The sequence below is a fragment of the Bradyrhizobium sp. U87765 SZCCT0048 genome, from assembly GCF_018131225.1.
Taxonomy (GTDB): domain Bacteria; phylum Pseudomonadota; class Alphaproteobacteria; order Rhizobiales; family Xanthobacteraceae; genus Bradyrhizobium_A.
Window position 1 is genome coordinate 1,495,476 of sequence record NZ_JAFCMM010000001.1, and the last position, 22,332, is coordinate 1,517,807.

The window sequence follows — 22,332 nt, forward strand, 5'->3', positions numbered from 1 at the left end:
CCGCCACGCCAGCCTGACATGATCCTGTAGCATGAGGCGCGCGGCTTGAGAACGACTGCCGGCGCTCGCGGGCGGCCCGGCGCAGCGATACGACTGCCGCTAGTGAATCTCGGGCTCCGGCGTCGGCGCCTGCTCCGAGGGAATCTCCAGGAAGTCGAAGTCGCAGCCCTTGTCGGCCTGGCTGACATGCTTGAGGTAGAGCAGACCGTAGCCGCGCTCGAACTTCGGCGGCGGCGGAACCCAGGCGGCGCGGCGGGCCGCGAGTTCGTCGTCGGAGATCAGGACGTTGAGCCTGCGCGCGGCGACGTCGAGCTCGATGCGATCGCCGTCGCGCACCAGCGCCAGCGGCCCGCCGACCGCGGCCTCGGGCGTGACATGCAGCACGCACGCGCCGTAGCTCGTGCCGCTCATGCGGGCGTCGGAGATGCGCACCATGTCGCGCACGCCCTGTTCCAGCAGCTTCTTCGGGATCGGCAGTTGCCCCCATTCGGGCATGCCGGGCGCACCATGAGGCCCGGCGTTCTGCAGCACGATCACGCTGTCGGCATCGATGTCGAGCGCGGGGTCGTCGATGCGCTTCGCCATGTCGTTGTAGTTGGCGAACACCACCGCACGCCCGACATGGCGATGCAGCCGCGCCTCCGCCGCCGCCGGCTTGATGACCGCGCCGTCCGGCGCGAGGTTGCCGCGCAACACCGCAAGACCATCGCAGGGCACAAGCGGCCGGTCGCGGTCGCGGATCACGTCGTCGTTGAACACCTCGGCGCCGGCGATGTTCTCCGCCAGCGTGCGGCCATTGACCGTGCGCTCGCCGCCCACGATGAGATCGCCGAGTTGAACCAGCAGCGCGCGCAGCCCTCCGGCGTAGTAGAAGTCTTCCATCAGGTACTTGCCCGACGGACGCAGATTGGCGAGCACCGGCACGCGCCGCGCGAGTTCGTCGAAGCGGTCGACAGTGAGATCGATGCCGGCGCGCCGCGCCAGCGCGATCAGATGCACGATGGCGTTGGTCGAGCCGGAGAGCGCCAGCACCGTGGTGATGGCATTGTCGAATGCCGCCGGCGTGAGGATGTCACGTGGCGTGAGGTCCTCCCAGATCATGTCGACAATACGCCGGCCCGACAGCGCCGCCATCTGGCCGTGGCGGGAATCGGACGCCGGAATCGACGCCGCGCCCGGCAGCGTCAGCCCCAGCGCCTCGGCGGCGCTGGTCATGGTCGAGGCGGTTCCCATGGTCATGCAGTGGCCGGCGGAACGCGCGATGCCCTCCTCCACGCCCTGCCAGTCGGCTTGCGTGATCTTGCCGGCGCGCAGATCGGCCCAGTACTTCCAGGTATCGGAGCCGCTGCCGAGCGTCGCGCCGTTCCAGTTGCCGCGCAGCATCGGGCCCGCGGGGACGAAAATGGCGGGCAGATTCATGGAGATCGCTCCCATGATCAGCGCCGGCGTGGTCTTGTCGCAGCCGCCCATCAGCACCGCGCCGTCGGCTGGATAGGAGCGCAGCAATTCCTCGGTCTCCATCGCCAGCAGGTTGCGATAGAGCATCGTGGTCGGCTTCTGGAATGGCTCGGACAGGCTGATCGCCGGCATCTCGACCGGGAAGCCGCCGGCCTGCCACACCCCGCGCTTGACCTCCTCGACCCGCTGCTTGAAGTGGCTGTGGCAGGGGTTGATGTCGCTCCAGGTATTGATGATCGCGACCACCGGCTTCCCGGCATACTCAGAGCGGTGATAGCCCATCTGAGCGGTGCGCGAGCGGTGGCCGAACGAACGCAGGTCCTGCACGCCGTACCAGCGATGGCAGCGCAGTTGCTCGGCGGTCTTGCGTGGCTTGCTTGTCATGAGATGGACCATCCGGATGGGCTCGCTCCTGCCCTACCGCAGGCCCGATGCGGCAGCAAGGCGGACGCGAATCGCAGGCGCGGCCTGCGGCCTTGCGCCTTGCGTCGCCCGGCTTCGCATGCGCCAGCCTGCAACCATCGGTTTAGGCATCAAGGAGAATTGATCCCGCGCTGCAGGAGGATCGCAAGCCCAGGCAGGGTTTGTTCGCATAACGTGTGCGACATTCTCGGTCGGCCGGGCCGAGTATTACAAATTCGCAAGAATCGACGTTAGGCCATTTCGCGTTGCAGCGTGTTCAGGCTTAATGCGCCGCCTGGTTAAATGCAGATGCTTTGAACAAGAAAGACGGTCAATGACGGTTCGACGCTGGGTTTTCCTCGCCCTCACGCTCGTGGTCTGCGGGGGCCTCTACTTCGGGTACGGCCGCTTCTACGGCAAGCCCGAGCAGGCCGCCAACGCGAAGGGCCGCCCCAATGCCGTTCCCGTCACCGTCATGACGGCCCGAGCGACAACCTTCCCGGTGGTCCTGAGCGGCCTCGGCACCGTGCAGGCCTTCAACACCGTCACCGCCCGCACCCGCGTCGACGGCGAGGTCATCAAGATCCTGTTCAAGGAAGGCCAGACCGTGCAGCAGGGCGACCAGCTCGCCCGGATCGATCCCCGTCCCTACCAGGCCGCCGTCGACCAGGCGACCGCCAAGCTCGCCCAGGACCAGGCAACGCTGCACAACTCCGAGCTCGACCTGCAGCGCTACTCCACCCTCGCCAAGCAGGACTTCGCCTCACGCCAGCAGCTCGACACCCAGACGGCGGCGGTGGCACAGAACACGGCGCTGGTGCAGGCGGACAACGCCGCGCTCGACAACGCCAAGACCCAACTCGACTACACCAACATCCGCTCGCCGATCACCGGCCGCGTCGGCTTCCGACTCGTCGACCAGGGCAACATCGTCAACGCCTCGAGCCAGACCGGCATCGTCACCATCACCCAGGTGCAGCCGATCTCGGCCGTGTTCACGCTGCCGGAGGGCCAGATCAGCGACATCAATGCGGCGATGCAGAAGGGCGCGGTCGTCGCCACCGCTTACAGTGCCGACGGCAAGCGCAAGCTCGCCGACGGCACGCTGACGGTGATCAACAACCAGGTCGACGCGAGCACCGCCACCATCCAGCTCAAGGCCACCTTCCCCAATGCCGACAACGCGCTGTGGCCCGGTCTCGCCGTCGTGGTGCGCCTTCCGATCCAGACCCTCGACAACGTCGTGGTGGTGCCGCAATCGGCAGTCCAGCATGCCCAGCAGGGCCTCACCGCCTATGTCGTCGACGGCAACCAGAAGGCCCAGATCCGCCCGGTCGAGATCGGCGAAGGCAACACCGACGACGTCGTCATCACCAAGGGGATCGCGCCGGGTGACCGCGTCGTGGTCGCCGGCCAGTATCGCCTGCAGAACGGCTCGACCGTCGCAGTGAACGAAGCGTCCAACGAAACCGTCGGACGGAGTGCCCGGCCATGAGCAGCGGCGGCCTTTCCGGACCCTTCATCAAACGGCCGATCGCCACCTCGCTGATGATGGCGGGCGTGCTGTTCGTTGGCCTCATCGCCTATCCGCAGTTGCCGGTCGCGCCGTTGCCGCAGATCGACTTCCCGACCATCTCGGTGTCGGCCAGCCTGCCGGGCGCCAGCCCCGACACCATGGCATCGTCGGTCGCCCAGCCGCTCGAGAACCAGTTCGCCCAGATCGCCGGCGTGTCGGAACTGACCTCGACGAGTTCACTCGGCTCGACCTCGATCACCATCCAGTTCGACCTCAACCGTAACATCGACGGCGCCGCCAACGACGTCATGGCCGCCATCAACGCGGCCAGCGGCCAGCTGCCCAAGAACCTGCCGAGCCCGCCGACCTACCGCAAGGTCAACCCGGCGGATTCGCCGATCCTGCTGCTGTCGGCGACCTCGGATACGATGCCACTGACGGAACTCGACGACAACGTCGAGATCAAGATCTCGCAACAGATCAGCCAGCTGCCCGGCGTCGGGCTCGTCTCCATCGGCGGCCAGCAGAAGCCGGCGATCCGCATCCAGCTCGACCCGGCGAAGCTCGCGACCAAGGGCCTGTCGCTCGAAGACGTCCGCGCCCAGCTCGCCGTCACCACCGTCAACAGCCCCAAAGGCGCGCTCGACGGCACGACGCGCAGTTACACCATCTACGCCAACGACCAGCTGACCATCGCCAAGGACTGGAACGACATCATCGTCGCCTACCGCAACGGCGCGCCGCTCCGCGTGCGCGACATCGGCAAGGCGATCGCCGGCCCCGAAGACACCAAGCAGGCGGCCTGGGCCAACGGCCAGCGCGGCGTCTTCCTGGTGATCTTCAAGCAGCCCGGCGCCAACGTCATCGAGACGGTCGACCGCATCAAGGCGGCGCTGCCGCGCCTGGAGCTGGCGCTGCCACCGGCGATCAAGATCGACATTCTCAGCGACCGCACCCAGACCATCCGCGCCTCGGTCTCCGACGTGCAGTTCACACTGATGATCACGATTGCCCTCGTGGTCATGGTGATCTTCCTGTTCCTGCGCAACGTCTGGGCGACCATCATTCCCAGCATCACCGTGCCGCTCGCCCTGCTCGGCGCCTGCGCGCTGATGTGGCTGGCAGGCTACACGCTCGACAACCTGTCTCTGATGGCGCTCACCATCTCGGTCGGCTTCGTGGTCGACGACGCCATCGTGATGCTGGAAAACATCACACGCTATATCGAGGAGGGCGAAAGCCCGATGCAGGCGGCGCTCAAGGGCGCCGGCGAGATCGGCTTCACCATCTTCTCGATCTCGCTGTCGCTGGTCGCCGTGCTGATCCCGCTGCTGCTGATGGGCGGCATCATCGGCCGGCTGTTCCGCGAGTTCTCCGTGGTGCTGGCGATGACCATCGCCGTGTCGGCATTCGTGTCCCTGACGCTGACGCCGATGATGGCGTCGCGCTTCCTCAAGCCCCACAGCGACGAAAAGCACGGCCGCTTCTACAACGCCAGCGAGCGCGTCTTCGACGCCATGCTCAACGGCTACAAGCGCGGCCTCGACCTGGCGCTGCGCTTCCGCAAGCTCACGCTCGCCGTGTTCCTGGTGTCGCTCGCCGCCACCGTCGCACTGTTCATCATCATTCCCAAGGGCTTCTTCCCGCAACAGGACACCGGTCTGATCGTCGGCCAGTCCGAGGCGGCGCAGGACATCTCGTTCCAGGACATGATGCGCAAGCAGCAGCAGGTCGGCGCCATCATCCAGCAGGACCCGGCCGTCGCCAGCGTCGCGATGGCGATCGGCGGCAGCGGCGGCAACGCCCTCAACAGCGGTCGCGTCTTCATCACGCTGAAGCCGCGCGACGAGCGCAACGTCAATGCCGACCAGATTATCGCCCGGCTGCGGCCCAAGCTCGACCAGGTCGAGGGCGCCCGCCTGTTCCTGCAGTCGGCGCAGGACGTCCGCATCGGTGGCCGCATCTCCCGCACCCAGTACCAGATCACGGTGCAGGACGCCGACCTCGACGAACTCAACACCTGGGCGCCGAAGATCCTGGACAAGCTGCGCACGCTGAAGGAGCTGCGTGACGTCGCCACCGACCAGCAGACCCAGGGCACGACGCTGACGCTGATCATCGACCGCGACCAGGCGTCCCGCCTCGGCATCCAGCCGCAGGTGATCGACGACACGCTGTACGATGCCTTTGGCCAGCGCCAGGTCACGCAGTACTTCACCCAGACCAACACCTACAAGGTGATCGTCGAGGTGCTGCCTGAACTGCAGGGCGACCTGCAGACGCTCAACAACATCTACGTCAAGTCGCCGACCACCGGCCAGAACGTACCGCTGTCGTCGTTCGTCCACTGGACGACACGGCCGGTGCAACCGCTCACGGTCAGCCACCAGGGCCAGTTCCCGGCGGTCACCGTGTCGTTCAACCTCGCCCAGGGCGTTGCCCTCGGCGAAGCGACCACAGCGATCGAGCAGGCGCAGCGCGAGCTGCAACTGCCGGGCGCGCTGTCGATGCGCTTCCAGGGCACCGCGCAGGCGTTCCAGCAGTCGCTCAGCACCGTGCCGCTGCTGATCGTCGCCGCGCTGATCGTGGTCTACCTGATCCTCGGCATGCTCTACGAGAGCTACATTCACCCGCTGACGATTCTGTCGACGCTGCCGTCGGCAGCGCTGGGCGCGCTCGCCACGCTGATGCTCGGCGGCTACGACTTCAGCCTGATCGCGCTGATCGGCATCATCCTCTTGATCGGCATCGTCAAGAAGAACGGCATCATGATGGTCGACTTCGCCATCGTCGGCGAACGCGATCAGAGGCTATCGAGCGAGGAAAGCATCCGTCAGGCGGCCATCCTGCGCTTCCGCCCGATCATGATGACCACGATGGCTGCCCTGCTGGGCGCCGTGCCGCTGATGCTTGGCCATGGCACCGGCTCGGAACTGCGCCAGCCGCTGGGATGGTCGATGGTCGGCGGCCTGATCGTCAGCCAGGCGCTGACGTTGTTCACGACGCCGGTGATCTATCTCTACCTCGACCAGTTGTCGAACTGGATGAGCCCGAAGAACCACGGCACCACGCCGGACGCGCCGGCGGAGGAAGAGACCTATCCTCCCGAAAAACTGCGCTCGGCGGCCGGCGGCTAGCCGGAATCCGCTCGCTGGCGCATGTCGGAGAACCAAGCCAAAGAGCCCGGCGCTGCCGGGCTCTTTCTTTTTGCAGGCATGACAATACGCGTGTCAGGCGTCGATGCGCCCTGTCTGGCTTTCCGTGGCGAAGTCGCGCCACGAGGCGCAGGGGATATCGGCCACCGGATGCACCTCCTTCAGGAGGCGGACCTCGCGCCAGTCGCCCGGCGTGCGCGTGAAGTGGAAACCGGCCTTGCGCCCCAGCGACTGCATCTCGATGTTGGTACCGAGCGTATCCCCCATCAGATGATGCGCGCCGAGAGCCGCCGCGCGACACTCGAGGTTCGACAGCAGCGCAAAGCCGATGCCAAGGCCGCGGAATGCATCTCCCACCGACAGCCCGAACTCGACGCGATCGGCAGCCTCGTCGTACATATAGCGCGCCTCGCCGACGATCACCGTCGCGCCATCGATCGTCATCTCGGCCACCACCGCGTAGCGGTCGCCTTCGCCGAGCTGTAGCAGGCGATCGAACTCGCCGCCCGACAGCCCGCTGCTCGCACCGGTGAAACGGTTGTAGCGCGCCGCCGGCGCCATGGCGGCAAAATAGGCCTGCAACCCCGCACGATCCCGCGGCTCGACGAACCGCACCGTCAGCGAGCGGCCGTCGCGCAACCGCAGCACGTCGGCGAAGCGGCTGAGGTCGTCGTGATGGCTGTGAAGCCATTCCATCATCGCGGCGCTGGCCATGATGCGATCCTCTTGTCCCTCTTTTCCTGGCGCGGGGCCGGCGACGGCGGGCTCACGCCCGCCAGAACGGCTTGTCGATCTCAAGGGCGACGTCGTCCCGCGACAGCCCGACATCGTTCAGGTCTCGCTCGGTCCACGCTGCGAGTTCACCGCGCTCCACGAACCGCCGGCGCCAGATGTGAAGCAGCTCCCCGAGCCGCTCGACGGCACCGAAATCATGATGATTTGTCATCTCATGATGGCTGCAGACAGACATTTTGGCCTCCTGTTCGCTCAATACGGAGCTTTATCCGCCTGCGCAGGCCCGTTGACAAACGACACTTTGTCCGCAAACGTATGAGATAATTTCATGCGAGGGAAACGACGGCCATGACGGCGCGCCTGCCATCGCTCAACGGCCTGCGGGCGTTCGAAGCCGCAGCTCGCCACCTGTCCTTCACCCTGGCCGCCGCCGAGCTGAACGTGACCCAGACCGCGATCAGCCACCAGATCCGCCGGCTGGAGGAAGAACTCGGACTGCAGCTGTTCGTCCGCAAGAACCGCGCCCTCACCCTGACGGCGGCAGCGCGCGACTACCTGCCCGGGGTCCGCGCCGCCTTCCAGGATCTACGGCTGGCGACCGACCGGCTGTTGCGACGCGACGCCAGCCCCGTATTGACCATCAGCACGCTGGCCTCGTTTGCGGCAAAATGGCTGCTGCCCCGCCTCGCCTCATTCCAGGAGGCCCATCCCGGCATCGACGTACGCATCACGACGTCGACTGATCCCGTCGATTTTCGCAAGGGCGATGTCGATGCGGCAATCCGTTATGGCCGCGGCCAGTGGCCCGGACTGCATGCGACATGGCTGACTGCGGACGAACTGTTTCCGGTGTGCAGCCCGGCGCTGCGCGATGGCGCCCGGCCGCTGCGCCGCCCGGATGATCTTGCCCATCATGTGCTGCTGCACACCAGCAGCTCCGGCGACGACTGGCGCCTGTGGCTGACCGCCGCCGGCCTGCCCATCGATATGGCCCGTCATGGCCCGACCTTCGATCTCAACCTGATGACCGTGCAGGCCGCGATCGATGGCCTCGGCGTCGCCATCGGCCGGACCTCCTACGTCCAGGACGACATCGACCGGGGGCGACTCATCGTCCCCTTCGACATTGCGCTGCCGGCCGACGCGGGCTTCTACCTGGTGGCCCCGCACGCGGCCGCCGACAATCCGAAACTTAGTGCGTTCCGCTCGTGGCTGGTCGCTGCCGCGAGGCGCGGCGACCAGCCGGGACGGGATTATCCCGTCACCTTGGAGAAGTCCGGCTGACGGCGCTCGGCGAAGGCCGTGAACGCTTCGCGCGCCTCCGCCGTCTTCAGCCGCTCCTGGAAAATCACCCCTTCGCGGTTCATCTGCTCGGCGATCGTCTCGCGGTCGCGCATCAGCGCCTTGGTGTGCGCCAGTGCTCCGACGGGACGCTTGGCCAGCGCATCGGCCGCGGCGCGCGCCCGAGCGCGCAGATCCGCCGCCGGCACCACTGCGTTGGCGAGACCGATATTGACCGCCGTCGCCCCGTCGACGGGCTCGCCGAGCGCGAACATCGCATAGGCGCGGGCATGACCGACACGCGCCGGCAGCAGCAGGCTCGAGGCGGCCTCGGGCACCAGAGCGAGATTGACGAACGGCGTCATCAGCCGGGCGGTATCGGCGAGGTACACGAGATCGCAATGCAGCAGCATGGTGGTGCCGACGCCGACGGCATTACCCTGCACGGCAGCAACGATCGGCCGGCTCGCCTTGGCGAGCGCGCGCAGAAAGCGGAACACCTGCTTCTCGCCCCTGAACGAGCCGGTCGACTGCGCGGCGAAGTCGGCGAGATCATTGCCCGCGGTGAAGCTGTCGCCATCACCCTGCAGCAGCACGACGCGAACGGCGGCATCGCTCTCTGCCCGGTCGAGGGCGTCTGCGAGCGCACCGTACATCGCGTCCGTCAGTGCGTTCTTCTTGTCGGCGCGGGCCAGCGTCACGGTCAACACGCCACCATCGAGCTCGGTCTTCACATGCTCCGTCATCGGATCTTTCCTTCCTGGTCCTTGGAGATATCTTTGGGAAACTTGTCCTGCAGGCTGGTGAGCCAGCGCGCAACCACATCGATTTCCTTGTCGGAAAAGCCTTCCATCAGCCGCGCATTGAGCGCCTGCGTTCGCGCCACCGCGCGCTTGCGCGCCGACAGCCCGGCCTCCGTCAGGTAGACGCGCCATGCACGACCGTCGGCGCTGTCCGGCCGGCGTTCGAGGAGGCCGGCACGCTCCATGCGGTCGGCGAGCCCCGACATCGCCGACGGCACGAGATCGAGCGCCGCCGCGACATCGCCGATCAGCGCGCCGTCATTGCGGCCGAGATAGAACAGCACGCCGGACTGCGCCGACGTCAGCCCGTTCTCGGCCGCCATCTGCTGCTCCACCCAGCGCTGCAGGCGGCGCTGTCCGACGGACAACAGAAAGACAAGGCGGCGGTCGGGAGCGGTCATGGCGGGACAATATATTTCGCATGCGAAATATCAAGATATTTCTTGCCGCCCGGCGGCCGCCGGCCGCGCCGCCATCCCGCGGACCGGCAGCATCACGATCACCACCCCCGCGAAAATCAGCGCCATCCCGCAAAAGCGCGCGGGAGCGAACAGCTCCCCGAACACCACCGCCGAGGTCAGCACGCCGACGCAAGGCGACAGCAGCGCAAAGGGAGCGATGGCGCCCGCCGGAAAGCGCTGGAGCAATCGTCCCCAGATCGCATAGGCCATTGTCGCTGCCGCACCGAGGTAGATCGCACCGCACAGAGCGGGCCACGACGCCACCGCGACCGCATCCCACAGCGGAGGTTCGCCCTTGACCGCGGACAACGCCAGCGCCGGCAACGGCGGAACAAGGCTCGCCCAGACGATCAGCGGAAACACCGGCACGCCGGGAAGACGTTTGACGAGCACGTTCCCCACCGCCCAGCTGAAGGCGCCGCCGAGAGCAAGCGCCAGGGCGACGGGCCGCAGATCATCGCCGACCGTCAGGCCGATGAGGAGCAGGCCGCCAAACGCCACGACCATTCCAATGCACTGCCGCACGCCGGGCAGATCGCCCAGCCAGACGGCCGCCAGCGCCACGGTGAAGAACACCTGCATCTGCTGCGTGACCGATGCGAGGCCCGGCGACAGCCCCTGCTCGAATGCAAAGAACAACAGGAGGAACTGTCCGGTAAACAATGTCAGGCCGACGGTCACCAGCATCGGCCAGCCGATCGGCGGGCGCGGCACGATCAGAACAGGCAGGCTCGCGATCAGAAACCGCAGCGCGGTGAGCTGGGACGCCGAGAAGCTCTGCAAAGCCAGCTTGGTTGCGACAAAGGCCAGCCCCCATACAACTGATGTCAGCGCCGCCATCGCCATGTACCGCAGCTTCATGCAAGCCCTCCCCGCCGCGTCGGCCAGAACATCGGCCTCGTTCGGCCGGCGATGGCGGGAGCGAGGCTAGCGTGATAGTGGTATGGTCTGAACGTCCAGTTCCGAATTTCGGGCAGACCACTTTGCCATGGGCCGCCTCTCCGCACGTCCCGCCGCCAAACCCGCCTCCCGCTCCCGAGCGGATTGGTCGAGCCTGTACGACTGGCAAACGATCGACCGCACGACCGACACGCCGGTCGTCCATCAGATCTATTTGCAGATCCGCTCGGCGATTCTGATGCGACGGCTACAGCCCGGAACCCGGCTGCCATCGTCCCGCGCGCTGGCGACCCGTCTGCAGGTCGCGCGCAGTTCGGTCATCGAGGCTTGTGAACAGCTGCAGGCCGAAGGCTATCTCATGAGCCGCATCGGCTCCGGCACGTTCGTGTCGTCCGATCTGCCGGCCGCCATCGAGCGCCCGCGACGCGCCGATGCGCGGCAAGCCGCACCCGTGATCGATAAAACCCGCCGCGTCGATGCCATTCTCGACAATCCGACGCCCTGCGAAACCCGCCCCTTCAACACGGGACGCACCACGCTCGATCCCCGCACCCGCGAGATGTGGCGCAGGCTGTCCCATCACGCGGTCCGCACGCTCGGCGCCGACGACCTCGGCTATTCGGATCCGCGGGGACTGCCCGAATTCAGGGAGGCCGTATCGGACTATCTGCGTGCAGCGCGCGCGGTGGACTGCACCGCCGACCAGATCCTGATCACCGCGGGCACGCAGCATGCGATCGACATCATCATTCGCGTGCTGCTGCACCCGGACGACAAGGTGTGGGTCGAGGACCCCGGCTACCCGTTGACGCGACAAGCGCTTGCGATAGCCGGCATCCGCGCCCAGCCGGTCCCGGTCGATCAGCACGGCCTGCGCGTTACCGACGGCACCACGCTGGCGCCGCGCGCCCGCGCAGCATTCGTGACGCCGTCACACCAGTATCCCACCGGCCGGGTGATGGCGATGCCGCGCCGGATCGAACTGTTGTCGTGGGCGCGCAGCCAGCAGAGCTGGATCATCGAGGACGACTATGCCAGCGAATTCCGCTATGCTGGCCGCCCGCTATCGTCGCTGCAAGGGCTCGATCGCGACGGGCGCGTGATCTACGTCGGCACGCTGAACAAGGCACTGTTTCCGGGATTGCGCCTCGGCTATGCGGTGCTGCCGCGAGCACTGGTCGACAGGTTCGTCACAATGCGGACGCTGATCGACCGCCAGCCGCCCAGCCTGCAACAGTCGATCGCCTCGGCATTCATGCGCGATGGGCATTTCGCGGCGCATATCCATCGCACACGGGTCCGCTTCCGGTCACAGCGCGACGCGCTGGTGCATGCACTCGCCCGACACTGCGCGAACGAACTGGCCGTGGACATTCCCGAGCAGGGCATGCATCTCGTCGCCGACTTCCGCGACGGCCACTCCGACACCGCGGTCGAGCGCCTAGCCCGCGCCGACGGCATCATCGTCCGTGCGATCAGCCCGCTCTATGCCGGCGCGCCAAAACGCAGCGGCCTGATCCTGGGCTTTAGCGGCTACGAGCCCAGGGCGATCGAGATAGCGACGGCGCGTCTCGGTGCAATCCTGCGCCGGGCCGACAAGCCCGGCGCTCGTCGTCGCTAGATAAAGATCGCGATGTTCTGGCGGGAGACGGCAACCGGCTCGCCGGCCGCATTCCACAGTGTGATGGCCTGGCCGGAATAACCGTCGGCGACATGCTCTGCCTGCGAGCGCACCAGCCACCAGCCGTCGGTGGTGTCGAGCCGCTCGGTGAGAATATCGATGTCCCAGGTCATGGTGCTGATCGGCGCATGGTTGCGGAACATCACCATGGCGGCGGGCGGCAGCGCGTCCGCCAGCGCCACCAGCGACGTGATCGATGCCGGCGCTTCGCCGCGATGACGCAGCCACACCAGCAGAGTCGGATCGTCGCCTCCCTGGATCAGTTCGCCGGGACCCGCGCGCCCACTGTCGAAATGCCGCGCGAATGCGATCGGCGGATTTTCGGGAAAGAACCGCGGACACGCATCCCAGCGCGCCACGTCGGGCATCGCCACCTGGGCATAGGACAGCACGGATGCGCGCGCGGCGCCGAAACAAAGAATCGCGCGCGTGGCGAGACCGCTCTCGCCCACCAGATCCGCCGCGACGAACGTCGTCGATTTCCCGCGCCGCAGAATGGTTGGCCGCACCGTCAGCCGGCCGGTAGCCGGCCCAATGAAGGCGAACTGCGCCGAGCGCAGCGGCGGCAGGTCGGGCCATAGCCGCAGCGTGCTCTCGACACAGATCGCAGCACCAAGACCGCCATAGATCGTGCGCCCCTGCAGCCAATCCTCGGTCACGGTTATGGCATGGCCATCGCCTTCCGCCGTCAGTCCGCTCAACAGGGTCGCAAGATCGATCATGGCCACTCCGCTCATCGCCCACCCACCGGGGTGGACGCCACGCTTTGAATGACAAAGATCATGCAATGCAGCAAGCGCCTCGCCCCGGGACAGACCGACACACCTGCCATGCAGCGCCACCCCCGCGGGGGATCCCAGTATCAGCCGGCCCCGTGGAACCCTGCACGTTCCCATTGCATACAACGATTAGATATTGGCTATTTTTTAGACACAAACACGCGTGGCAGATTTTTGAGCTTCAAGACAATTGAAAAAACAATAAATAAAACAGTTGATTGGCTCGGCTCGCCCATTCCCTCGCCATTGGCACGAAGCTTGCGATCCCGTTAACGGCCCCGCCGCTGGGCGCGGGGCGCAGCATGTGGCGGCAATCGCCCTTCGGAGGGATGACACCATGCCTTTTCAGCTTTCTCGACGCCATCTCCTGCAGGGCGGAGCAGCCCTCACCTTCGGCGCGGCGGCCGGACTCAAGCCCGCGCTCGCCAAGGACACCACCATCGGCTTCATCTATGTCGGCTCCCGCGACGACTACGGCTACAACCAGGCGCACGCGCTCGGCGCGGCCGCGCTGAAAAAGCTCGGCGACATCAAGGTCGTCGAAGAAGAAAAGGTGCCGGAGACCGACGCGGTCGAGAAGACCATGGAGTCGATGATCAACCTGGACGGCGCGACGCTGCTCTTCCCGACCTCGTTCGGTTACTACAACCCCCACATGATCAAGATGGCCGCGAAATTCCCGAAGCTGCGCTTCGAGCATTGCGGCGGCCTGTGGTCCGACAAGGATCCCAAGAACGCCGGCAGCTATTTCGGCTACATCGACGAGGCTCAGTACGTCAGCGGCATCGTCGCCGGCTACAGCACCAAGTCCGGCAAGCTGGGCTTCGTCGCTGCCAAGCCGATCCCACAGGTGCTGCGCAATATCAACGCGTTCACGCTCGGCGCGCGCCTCGCCAATCCCAAGGCGACCGTGCAGGTGATCTTCACCGGCGACTGGTCAATGCCGGTCAAGGAGGCGGAGGCTACCAACAGCCTGATCGACCAGGGCGTCGATGTCATCACCTGCCATGTCGACGGCCCCAAGACCATCGTCGAGAACGCCGCGCGCCGCGGAGCGATGGTCGGCGGCTATCATGTCAACCAGTCGACGCTCGCGCCGCAGGCCTATCTCACCGGCGCCGAGTGGAACTGGGAAGTGCTGTACCCGCGCTTCGTCAAGATGCTCGCCGCCGGCGAGACCATTCCGAACTTCTATCGCGGCGGACTCAAGGAAGGCCTCGTCAAGGTCTCGCCCTACGGCCCGATGGTGTCGGAGGCCGCGCGCAAGCATGCCGACGACGTCAAGGCACAGCTGACCGCCGGCACCTACACCATCTTCAAGGGCCCGATCAGCGACAACAAGGGCAAGGCGGTGATCACCGCCGGCACCGAGCGCGGCCAGACCGATCCCGAACTCGAAAAGATGGACTACCTGGTCGAGGGCGTGATCGGGGCGACGTCGTGACCATCGAGGTCGACAAGCCGCTCGCGACGTCCGGCATGCCCGCCGGCGTCGCGGCCGGCTGGCGCCGGCGCATCACCGAAAATGCCGACTATGTCGTGATCCCGGTACTGGCGCTGGTCGTCGCACTGGGGTTGTTCGGCATCTTCGTGGCGCTGTACGGCAAGAGCCCGCTCGACCTCTATTTCTACATGTACCAGGGCGCGTTCGGCACGTGGTTCTCCTGGCAGAACACCCTGACCCGCGCCGCGCCGCTGATCCTCACGGCGCTGTGCACGGCGCTGCCTGCGCAACTCGGCATGGTGATCATCGGTGGCGAAGGCGCATTGCTGATCGGCGCGTTGACCGCGAGCGGCGCGGCGCTGATGATGCCGGCCGCCCCGCCGCTCGTCGTGCAATGCGCGATGGCCACGGCCGGCATGACCGGCGGCGGGCTGTGGATCATGCTCTCCGGAGGACTGCGCCACTATCGCGGCGTCAACGAAACCATCTCCAGCCTGCTGCTCGTCTACATCGCGCTCGCCGTCCTCAACCATCTGGTCGAAGGGCCGATGCGCGATCCGACCAGCCTCAACAAGCCGTCGACGCGAGAGATCGGCGCCGCCAACATGATGGGCGCCATTCCCGGCACCGACATCCATTGGGGCCTCGTCTTCGGCCTCGTCGTCGCCATCCTCGCCTATGTCCTGATTTTCCAAACGACGTTCGGCTTCGCCGCCCGCGTTGCCGGGGGCAACATCCGCGCCGCGAAAATCGCTGGCCTCGGCGTCGGCAGGCTGATCCTGATCACCTGCTTCCTCGCCGGCGGTGCGGCCGGGCTCGCCGGCATGGTCGAGGTCGCCGCCGTGCAGGGCCGCGCCAACGCCAACCTCGCGATCGGCTACGGCTTCACCGGCATCCTGGTGTCGTTCCTCGCCCGCCACAATCCGCTCGCCATCATTCCCGTGGCGATCCTGCTCGGCGGCATCAGCGCCAGCGGCGGCCTGCTGCAGCGCCGCCTCGGCCTGCCTGACGCCTCCGTGCTGGTGCTGCAGGGCATCATCTTCGTCTGCGTTCTGGCGAGCGACACGCTATATGGCCGGCTCGGGCGGCTGTTCAAGGGGAGGAGCTGACCATGGCGGACGCCTCCGCGATCGGGCTATGGACCATTCCACTCGCCGTGCTTGGCGGTGCCATCCGCGTCAGCACGCCCTTCCTGTTCGTCAGCCTCGGCGAATGCATCACCGAGCGCAGCGGCCGCATCAATCTCGGCCTCGAGGGCACGCTGGTGATGGGCGCCATGAGCGGCTACGGCGTGTCGTACCTCACGGGATCACCCTGGCTCGGCGTGTTCGCCGCCGGCGGCGCCGGTGCCCTGCTCGGCGCGCTGCATGCGGCGATCTGCGGCCTGCCCCGGGTCAACGATATCGCACTCGGCATCGCCCTGATGCTGCTCGGCACCGGACTTGCGTTCTTCCTCGGCAAGCCGCTGATCGAGCCGACCGCGGCCCACCTGCCGGCGCTCGATCTCGCGTGGTGGAGCGACATCCCGCAGCTGCGTGCGGCGCTGAAGATCAACATCCTGTTCCTGATCGGCCTTGTCCTCGCGCCTGTTCTGGTGTGGGCGCTGAAGACGACGCGCTGGGGCCTGCTGATCCGCACCGCCGGCGAAAGCGCCGACGCGGCGCGCGCCATGGGCTACTCGGTCAACGCCATCCGCATGCGCGCCACCATGGCCGGCGGATTTCTCGCCGGCATCGGCGGCTCGTTCCTGTCGCTGTTCTATCCCGGCAGCTGGAACGAGGGCCTGTCCAGCGGCCAGGGCATCACCGCCGTGGCGCTGGTGATCTTCGCACGCTGGGATCCGATGCTGTGCCTGTGGGCATCGCTGCTGTTCGGCGGCGCCGCAGCGCTAGGCCCGGCGCTGCAGTCCGTCGGCATCACCTCGGGCTATCACCTGTTCAACGCCGCGCCCTACATCCTGACGCTGCTGATCATGATCCTCACCTGCTCGCCCAGGCGCACGCTGACCGGCGCGCCGGCCGAGCTGTCGATCACCAAATGACGCTGTCCCGCATGCAACGAGGCCGCCGCCGATGACCGAGACCCATATCGCGTCCACGCCCTACGCCTGGCCATACAATGGCGACCTGCGCCCGCAGAATACGGCGTTGATCGTCATCGACATGCAGACCGACTTCTGCGGCGTCGGCGGCTATGTCGACAAGATGGGCTACGACCTGTCGCTGACCCGCGCACCGATCGCGCCGATCAGCCGCCTGCTCGCCGTCATGCGCCGCCGCGGCTTTCACATCATCCACACTCGCGAGGGCCACCGCCCCGACTTCAGCGACCTGCCCGCCAACAAGCGCTGGCGCTCGCGCCAGATCGGCGCCGGCATCGGCGATCCCGGTCCCTGCGGCCGCATCCTGGTGCGCGGCGAACCGGGCTGGGAGATCATTCCCGAGCTCGCGCCGATCGCAGGCGAGCCGATCATCGACAAGCCCGGCAAGGGCTCGTTCTGCGCCACCGATCTCGAACTGATCCTGCGGGTGCGCGGCATCGACAACATCGTGCTGACCGGCATCACCACCGATGTCTGCGTCCACACCACCATGCGCGAGGCCAACGACCGCGGCTTCGAATGCGTGCTGCTCGAAGACTGCTGCGGCGCCACCGATCCTGGTAATCACGAGCATGCCCTCAAGATGATCAGGATGCAGGGCGGCGTGTTCGGCGCCGTCTCGACCTCCACCGCGTTCATCGAGGCCATCGGCTGATGCCTGTCGACCTGCACCCGCCCGCGCCCGACCCGATCGGGGTCGAGGCTGTCGCGATGACCAAACGGTTCGGCGACTTCGTTGCGCTCGACGCCATTTCGCTGAAGGTGCGGCCCGGCTCCTTTCACGCCCTGCTCGGCGAGAACGGTGCCGGCAAGAGCACGCTCGTCAAGTGCATCATGGGCTATTACCAGCCCGATGAGGGCGATATCGTCGTCAGCGGACGCGAGCAGCGCATCGGCAATCCCCGCGCGGCACACGCGCTCGGCCTCGGCATGGTCTATCAGCACTTCACGCTGGTGCCAGCGATGACGGTCGCCGAGAACCTCGTGCTCGCCCGCGACACGCTCCCCGCGGTGATCGACTGGGCCAGGGAGACGCGCGAACTGGAAGCGTTCCTGCAGCGCATGCCGTTCAAGGTGCCGCTGCACGCCCGCGTCTCGGCGATCTCGGCCGGCGAGCGGCAGAAGTGCGAAATCCTCAAGCAGCTCTACCTGCAGCGCCGCTTCCTGATCCTCGACGAGCCGACCTCGGTGCTGACCCCCGCCGAGGCCGACGAGGTGCTCGGCCTGCTGCGCCAGATGGTCGAGCGTGGCGAACTCACCATCCTGATGATCACCCACAAGTTCCGCGAGGTCATGGCATTCGCCGACGACGTCACCATCCTGCGCCGCGGCAAGCTCGCAGGCCAGGGCCGCGTCGCCGACCTGACACCGGACGCCATGGCCCGCACCATGATCGGCGCCGAAGAACTGACGGTGCAGCCGCCGCGCACCGGCACGTTTGGCGACGCGCGCCTTGCGATCGCTGCGCTCAGCGCCCGTGACGATGCCGGCGCCATCGCGGTCGACAACGTCTCCCTCGACGTGCGCGCCGGCGAGATCGTCGGCGTCGCCGGCGTGTCAGGCAACGGCCAGCGCCAGCTCGTCGAGGTGCTCGCCGGCCAGCGCGACGCCGAAGGCGGCGAGGTCCGGATCGGCGGCGACCGCTATCGCGCCACCCGCGCCGACATGCGCCGGCACAAGATGTCGCTGCTGCCCGAGGAGCCGCTCAAGAACGCCTGCGTCGGCACCATGAGCGTCGCCGACAATCTCGCCTTCCGCGAGTTCGACCGCGCGCCGTTCGCCCGCGGCGGCTTCTGGCGCAACGGTGCCGCGTTCCAGGCCAACGCCGAGAACAAGATCGCGCGCTACAAGATCAAGACCCGCACGCCCGACACGCCGATCGCGGCGCTGTCCGGCGGCAATGTCCAGCGCGCCGTGCTGGCGCGAGAACTCGCCGGCGACGTCGAGGTTCTGGTGGCCGCCAATCCCTGTTTCGGCCTCGACTTCGCGGCGGTCGCGCAGATCCATGCCGAGATCATGGTTGCGCGCAACCGCGGGGCGGCGGTGCTCCTCGTCAGCGAGGATCTCGACGAACTGCTGGAATTGTCCGACCGCATCGTCGTCATGTTTCACGGCCGCCTCGTCTACGAGGCGCGGGCCAGCGATGCGGACCTGACCGAGATCGGCCGGCACATGGCCGGCCACTAGCCCGGCGCAAGCGGCCTCACGCCGCTGCGCTCTCCACCGGAATGACGTCGACGCCGACGTCCAGCTCCTGCGCGCCGGACCCCAGAAACACACCATAGATCGGCGACACATCGGAGAAGTCCCGCCCCGTCGCCAGCACCACGTGATCGTTGCCGACATCGATGGCATTGGTCGGATCGATGCCGAACCAGCCGACGTCATGACCGCACCACACCGTGACCCAGGCGTGGGAGGCATCGGCCCCCTCGAGGCGCTTGGCGCCCGGCGGCGGAATGGTGCGGATGTAGCCGCTGACATAGGCCGCCGGCAGACCGAGGCCGCGCAACCCTGAGATCATGATATGGGCGAAGTCCTGGCATACGCCACGACGCTGCGCGAACGCCTGGTCGAGCGGCGTCGACACCTGCGTGGAGTTCGGCCGGTAGGCGAATTCCTTGCGGATACGGCGAGCGAGATCACGCGCGCCATCCACCACCGGCATGCCGGACGGAAAGCTGAGGGCGGCATAGTCGGCGATCTCGCGCGGCAACGTGATCCGGGGGCTCGGAAACAGATAGTGCACCGGAGACGTCGCGGTGAGCGTCGTGTCGGCGATCGCCGCCGCCGCGACGCTGCGCCAGTCCGGGCTCGCGCCGGCGAGCAACCCGACCGGCCGCGCGACCTCGACACGGGCGATCGCCTCGACTTCGAGATCGCTCAGGCTGGTGTCGATCAGCGCCACCGTGACGTCATTGCCGAAGAAGTCGCGCTCCCTGATCAGCTGACGCGGCTGGGGACGGACTTTCAGCTCGTGCCGGATCAGGCGCTGGCCGCCGCCATCGGCCGGCGTCAGCCGCAACGCGAGCTTGGCTGAGGAGACCTGCACCTCGTAGGAATACTTCGTGACATGCCGGATATCGTAGATCACGCCAGACCGCTCGTGCTTTTCACTTTGAGGCCCTCCGGCCGCTGCAGGAAGTAGCGCGACGCGATGGCGTCGGCGAACCGCATCAGGGTCTGCTCGAACGCCAGCACCGACGACGGCTCGATGTCGTCGGCCGCGGCGCTGGCGATCTCGCCGGCGAACAGATCGATGAAACGCTTGGGCTCTTCCGGAATCCCGTCGTCGTTCAGCGTCGGCAAGGTATCGATATGATCGCGAAGCTGACCGATCTGGAAGCTGACCGAGCGCGGATTGTAGGGATCGAGCAACGCCATGTCGCGCACGGGTGCCAGCGCCACGCCGATCAGATAGCGCGAGCGATAGGTAATCTGGGAATCGATCAGATCGAGAAGGATATCGAGGTCGTCCGCGCTGGCACTGTCGCCGGCAAACGCGCGCACCATGCGACAGGTGTTGATGGCACGCTCGACGCGGCGGCCGATGTCGAGGAAACGCCAGCCGGCCACGCGGTTGATGTTCTCCTGCGCGAGACCGGAAATCGCCGCCAGCGTCACCAGCGCACGGTCGGCCGCCTCGTAGGCCTCCGCCTCGGTCGCGATATCAGTCGCCTTGAGTTGCAGTTGCGTCTCCAGCACGCCAAGCAGCTTCCAGCTGTCGACCGACAGCCGCTCGCGGATCACAGATGCTGCGCCGTACGCCATCCGAACGCTGGACAGCACCGAACCATACTGCGTTTCCGAGCCGAGCGCCGTGGCGATGGTCGTCAGTGTACGCTGCGCGCCCTGCTCGGCTGGCACCGCCCCCCATGCGAGCAGAAGTCCGGCGAGACGCTGCAGCGAATCCGCGGCAACGCCTGACGCCAGATCGATGTCGACGCTTTTGGCACAAAGGCTGCGGACGATGCGCAACGTCGCTTCGGCACGCTCGAGGTAACGGCCGAACCAGAACAGGTTGTCGGCGGCGCGGCTCGGCAGGTTGCCGAGAATCCGGCGGATATTGACGTTCTCCGTCGACGGCAGCAGCGTTTCGACCGGCACGGGTTTCTGCGACAGCACCCAGACGTCGGCGGACTGCACGCCATCGCCCATGCTGACGGCACGGGCATCGGCATTGTCCGAGATCAGGCAGAAGCCGCCGGGCATGACCTGCCAGCCGTCCGGCGTCGCTGCGGCGAACACCCGCAGCACGAATGGCCGCGGCACCAGCCGGCCGTCCTGGAACACCGGCGCGGTCGACAGCCGCACCAGTTCCTGGCCGACATAGTCGAGCCCGCGTGCCGTGATCGCCGCCTTGACGCGGGCAGCCACATCCGGCGCCAGCTCGGGCCCGAGCAGGTTGCGTTCGGCGAAGCCGGGCACGCGATCGTCGAACGCTCCGGCGATCGACAGCGTGTCGAGACTGTCGAGCACGCGCTCGCGCGCCTGCGGCTGGCCGCACCACCAGGTGGCGATGTTCGGCAGCGCGAGGTCGGCGCCGGTGAGATGCTGCGCGATCCGCGGCATGAAGCTCAGCAGCGCCCGCGACTCGATAAAGCCCGCGCCCGGCATGTTGGCGACGACGACACTGCCGCTGCGGATCGCCGAGATCAGTTGCGGCACGCCGAGCCGCGATGCGCCATTGAGTTCGAGCGGATCGATGTAATCGGCATCCACCCGCCGCCACAGCACGTCGGCACGCTTCAGCCCGGCGATGGTGCGAACATGCACCTTGCCGTCATGCACCACCAGATCGTCGCCCTCGACCAGGAGAAAGCCGAGATAGCGCGCAAGATATGACTGTTCCGAATAGGTCTGGCTGTACGGCCCCGGCGTCATCAGACAGATGCGCGGATCGGCGCGGTCGGTCTTGGCGGCAAGGCCGCCGCGAAAGGCGCGGAAGAACGGCGCGAGCCGCTGCACGTTCATGCCCGCATAGGTGGTGTGGTAGGCCCGCGAGATGGCGAGACGATTCTCCAGCGCATAGCCGGCCCCCGACGGCGCCTGCGCACGATCGTTCAGCACCCACCAGCGGCCATCGGGGCCGCGGCCGATGTCGGCGGCGTAGAGATGCAGCCAGCGCCCCCCCGGCGGTTTGACGCCGGAGAGCGGCCGCAGATATTCCTTGCTGCCCGCCACCACCGCAGCCGGCAGCACGCCATCGGCCACCATCCGTGCCGGCCCGTAGACATCGGCGAGCAGCGCCTCGAACATTTCCGCGCGCTGCACGATGCCCGCCGAGATGGCCTGCCAGTCGCTCTCCTCGATCAGCAGCGGCAGGCTGCTCACCGGCCAGATTCGCTCCTGAGTCTCGCCACCGACACGATAGGAAATGCCGAGATCGCGGATATGCCGCCGCGCGACCGCCAGCGAGCGCTCACGGTCATTGGCGGAAAGATGATCGAGCAGTTCGCGCCAATGCGGCTTCGGCCGGCCGTCCGCGCCGATGAACTCGTCGGGGATGCCGGGCAGCGGCGCATAGTCCGCGTACGACGCGGCCCAGTCCTCCTCGAAGGAGGCGGCGGTCGTCTTGCTCCCCGCAGCGGGATTCATCGTTCTGGTCCACGCTCA

18 protein-coding genes are annotated in these 22,332 nt (G+C 66.9%); 9 read left to right on the forward strand and 9 right to left on the reverse strand.

Translation table 11 applies throughout. The features are described 5' to 3' along the window. Positions 1 to 99: 99 nt before the first annotated feature. A complete protein-coding gene (gene araD / locus JQ639_RS06475) occupies positions 100 to 1,842 on the reverse strand; it encodes an L-arabinonate dehydratase (RefSeq protein ID WP_211970368.1) in 1,743 nt (580 codons plus the stop codon). 352 nt (positions 1,843 to 2,194) lie between these two features. Here araD and JQ639_RS06480 point away from each other — a divergent pair, with 352 nt between their 5' ends. Continuing rightward, a complete protein-coding gene (locus tag JQ639_RS06480) occupies positions 2,195 to 3,355 on the forward strand; it encodes an efflux RND transporter periplasmic adaptor subunit (protein ID WP_211970369.1) in 1,161 nt (386 codons plus the stop codon). Next, positions 3,352 to 6,513 (forward strand): multidrug efflux RND transporter permease subunit, encoded by a 3,162-nt coding sequence (locus JQ639_RS06485; protein ID WP_211970370.1) that lies wholly within the window; start codon positions 3,352 to 3,354, stop codon positions 6,511 to 6,513. Before JQ639_RS06480 ends, JQ639_RS06485 begins: the two co-directional genes overlap by 4 nt. Positions 6,514 to 6,606: 93 nt before the next feature. Here the strand turns inward: JQ639_RS06485 and JQ639_RS06490 are convergent, their stop codons facing one another. Together JQ639_RS06490 and JQ639_RS06495 are read right to left on the reverse strand one after the other, a co-directional pair. Beyond that, a complete protein-coding gene (locus JQ639_RS06490; RefSeq protein WP_249123673.1) occupies positions 6,607 to 7,245 on the reverse strand; it encodes a GNAT family N-acetyltransferase in 639 nt (212 codons plus the stop codon). Between the two features lie 52 nt (positions 7,246 to 7,297). Further along, entirely contained in the window at positions 7,298 to 7,522 is a 225-nt protein-coding gene (locus tag JQ639_RS06495; protein ID WP_371745183.1) for a DUF1127 domain-containing protein, read from the reverse strand. Between the two features lie 92 nt (positions 7,523 to 7,614). Here JQ639_RS06495 and JQ639_RS06500 point away from each other — a divergent pair, with 92 nt between their 5' ends. Continuing rightward, positions 7,615 to 8,550: a transcriptional regulator GcvA gene (locus JQ639_RS06500; RefSeq protein WP_211970371.1), complete on the forward strand. Its 936-nt coding sequence runs from the start codon at positions 7,615 to 7,617 to the stop codon at positions 8,548 to 8,550. Here JQ639_RS06500 and JQ639_RS06505 read toward each other — a convergent pair. Genes JQ639_RS06505 through JQ639_RS06515 form a run of 3 tightly spaced genes read right to left on the reverse strand, consistent with a single transcriptional unit; the run spans position 8,520 to position 10,672 of the window. Next, entirely contained in the window at positions 8,520 to 9,293 is a 774-nt protein-coding gene (locus JQ639_RS06505; protein WP_211970372.1) for an enoyl-CoA hydratase, read from the reverse strand. The genes JQ639_RS06500 and JQ639_RS06505 overlap by 31 nt on opposite strands. After that, complete coding sequence (locus JQ639_RS06510) at positions 9,290 to 9,751, reverse strand: MarR family winged helix-turn-helix transcriptional regulator (RefSeq protein WP_211970373.1); 462 nt, start codon at positions 9,749 to 9,751, stop codon at positions 9,290 to 9,292. The genes JQ639_RS06505 and JQ639_RS06510 overlap by 4 nt, the downstream gene beginning before the upstream one ends. A gap of 30 nt (positions 9,752 to 9,781) precedes the next feature. Continuing rightward, positions 9,782 to 10,672, reverse strand: coding sequence for an EamA family transporter (locus tag JQ639_RS06515; protein WP_211970374.1), 891 nt, complete (start codon positions 10,670 to 10,672; stop codon positions 9,782 to 9,784). Between the two features lie 127 nt (positions 10,673 to 10,799). On the opposite strand from JQ639_RS06515, the gene pdxR reads away from it, so the two are divergent. Beyond that, positions 10,800 to 12,332 carry a MocR-like pyridoxine biosynthesis transcription factor PdxR gene (pdxR, locus tag JQ639_RS06520; protein WP_211970375.1) on the forward strand — a complete coding sequence of 511 codons (1,533 nt, stop codon included), beginning with the start codon at positions 10,800 to 10,802 and terminating at the stop codon, positions 12,330 to 12,332. On the opposite strand, the gene JQ639_RS06525 is transcribed toward pdxR, so the two are convergent. After that, positions 12,329 to 13,114, reverse strand: coding sequence for a thioesterase family protein (locus tag JQ639_RS06525; RefSeq protein WP_211970376.1), 786 nt, complete (start codon positions 13,112 to 13,114; stop codon positions 12,329 to 12,331). The two genes, pdxR and JQ639_RS06525, sit on opposite strands and share 4 nt — an antisense overlap. A gap of 394 nt (positions 13,115 to 13,508) precedes the next feature. Between JQ639_RS06525 and JQ639_RS06530 the strand changes: the two genes are divergently transcribed. Genes JQ639_RS06530 through JQ639_RS06550 form a run of 5 tightly spaced genes read left to right on the forward strand, consistent with a single transcriptional unit; the run spans position 13,509 to position 18,903 of the window. Then, entirely contained in the window at positions 13,509 to 14,615 is a 1,107-nt protein-coding gene (locus tag JQ639_RS06530) for a BMP family ABC transporter substrate-binding protein (protein WP_211970377.1), read from the forward strand. Between the two features lie 35 nt (positions 14,616 to 14,650). Next, positions 14,651 to 15,724, forward strand: coding sequence for an ABC transporter permease (locus JQ639_RS06535; RefSeq protein WP_211970445.1), 1,074 nt, complete (start codon positions 14,651 to 14,653; stop codon positions 15,722 to 15,724). A gap of 2 nt (positions 15,725 to 15,726) precedes the next feature. Next, a complete protein-coding gene (locus tag JQ639_RS06540) occupies positions 15,727 to 16,656 on the forward strand; it encodes an ABC transporter permease (protein WP_211970378.1) in 930 nt (309 codons plus the stop codon). 31 nt (positions 16,657 to 16,687) lie between these two features. Next, positions 16,688 to 17,371 carry a biuret amidohydrolase gene (gene biuH / locus JQ639_RS06545; RefSeq protein WP_211970379.1) on the forward strand — a complete coding sequence of 228 codons (684 nt, stop codon included), beginning with the start codon at positions 16,688 to 16,690 and terminating at the stop codon, positions 17,369 to 17,371. Beyond that, positions 17,371 to 18,903, forward strand: a complete 1,533-nt coding sequence (locus tag JQ639_RS06550) for an ABC transporter ATP-binding protein (RefSeq protein ID WP_211970380.1) — start codon at positions 17,371 to 17,373, stop codon at positions 18,901 to 18,903. The genes biuH and JQ639_RS06550 overlap by 1 nt, the downstream gene beginning before the upstream one ends. Positions 18,904 to 18,919: 16 nt before the next feature. On the opposite strand, the gene JQ639_RS06555 is transcribed toward JQ639_RS06550, so the two are convergent. Both JQ639_RS06555 and JQ639_RS06560 read right to left on the reverse strand, forming a co-directional pair. Next, positions 18,920 to 19,810: a transglutaminase family protein gene (locus JQ639_RS06555; RefSeq protein ID WP_211970381.1), complete on the reverse strand. Its 891-nt coding sequence runs from the start codon at positions 19,808 to 19,810 to the stop codon at positions 18,920 to 18,922. Next, the gene (locus JQ639_RS06560; RefSeq protein WP_211970382.1) at positions 19,807 to 22,314 is read right to left on the reverse strand and encodes a circularly permuted type 2 ATP-grasp protein; all 2,508 of its coding nucleotides are present in this window, start codon (positions 22,312 to 22,314) and stop codon (positions 19,807 to 19,809) included. Before JQ639_RS06560 ends, JQ639_RS06555 begins: the two co-directional genes overlap by 4 nt. Positions 22,315 to 22,332: the final 18 nt, after the last annotated feature.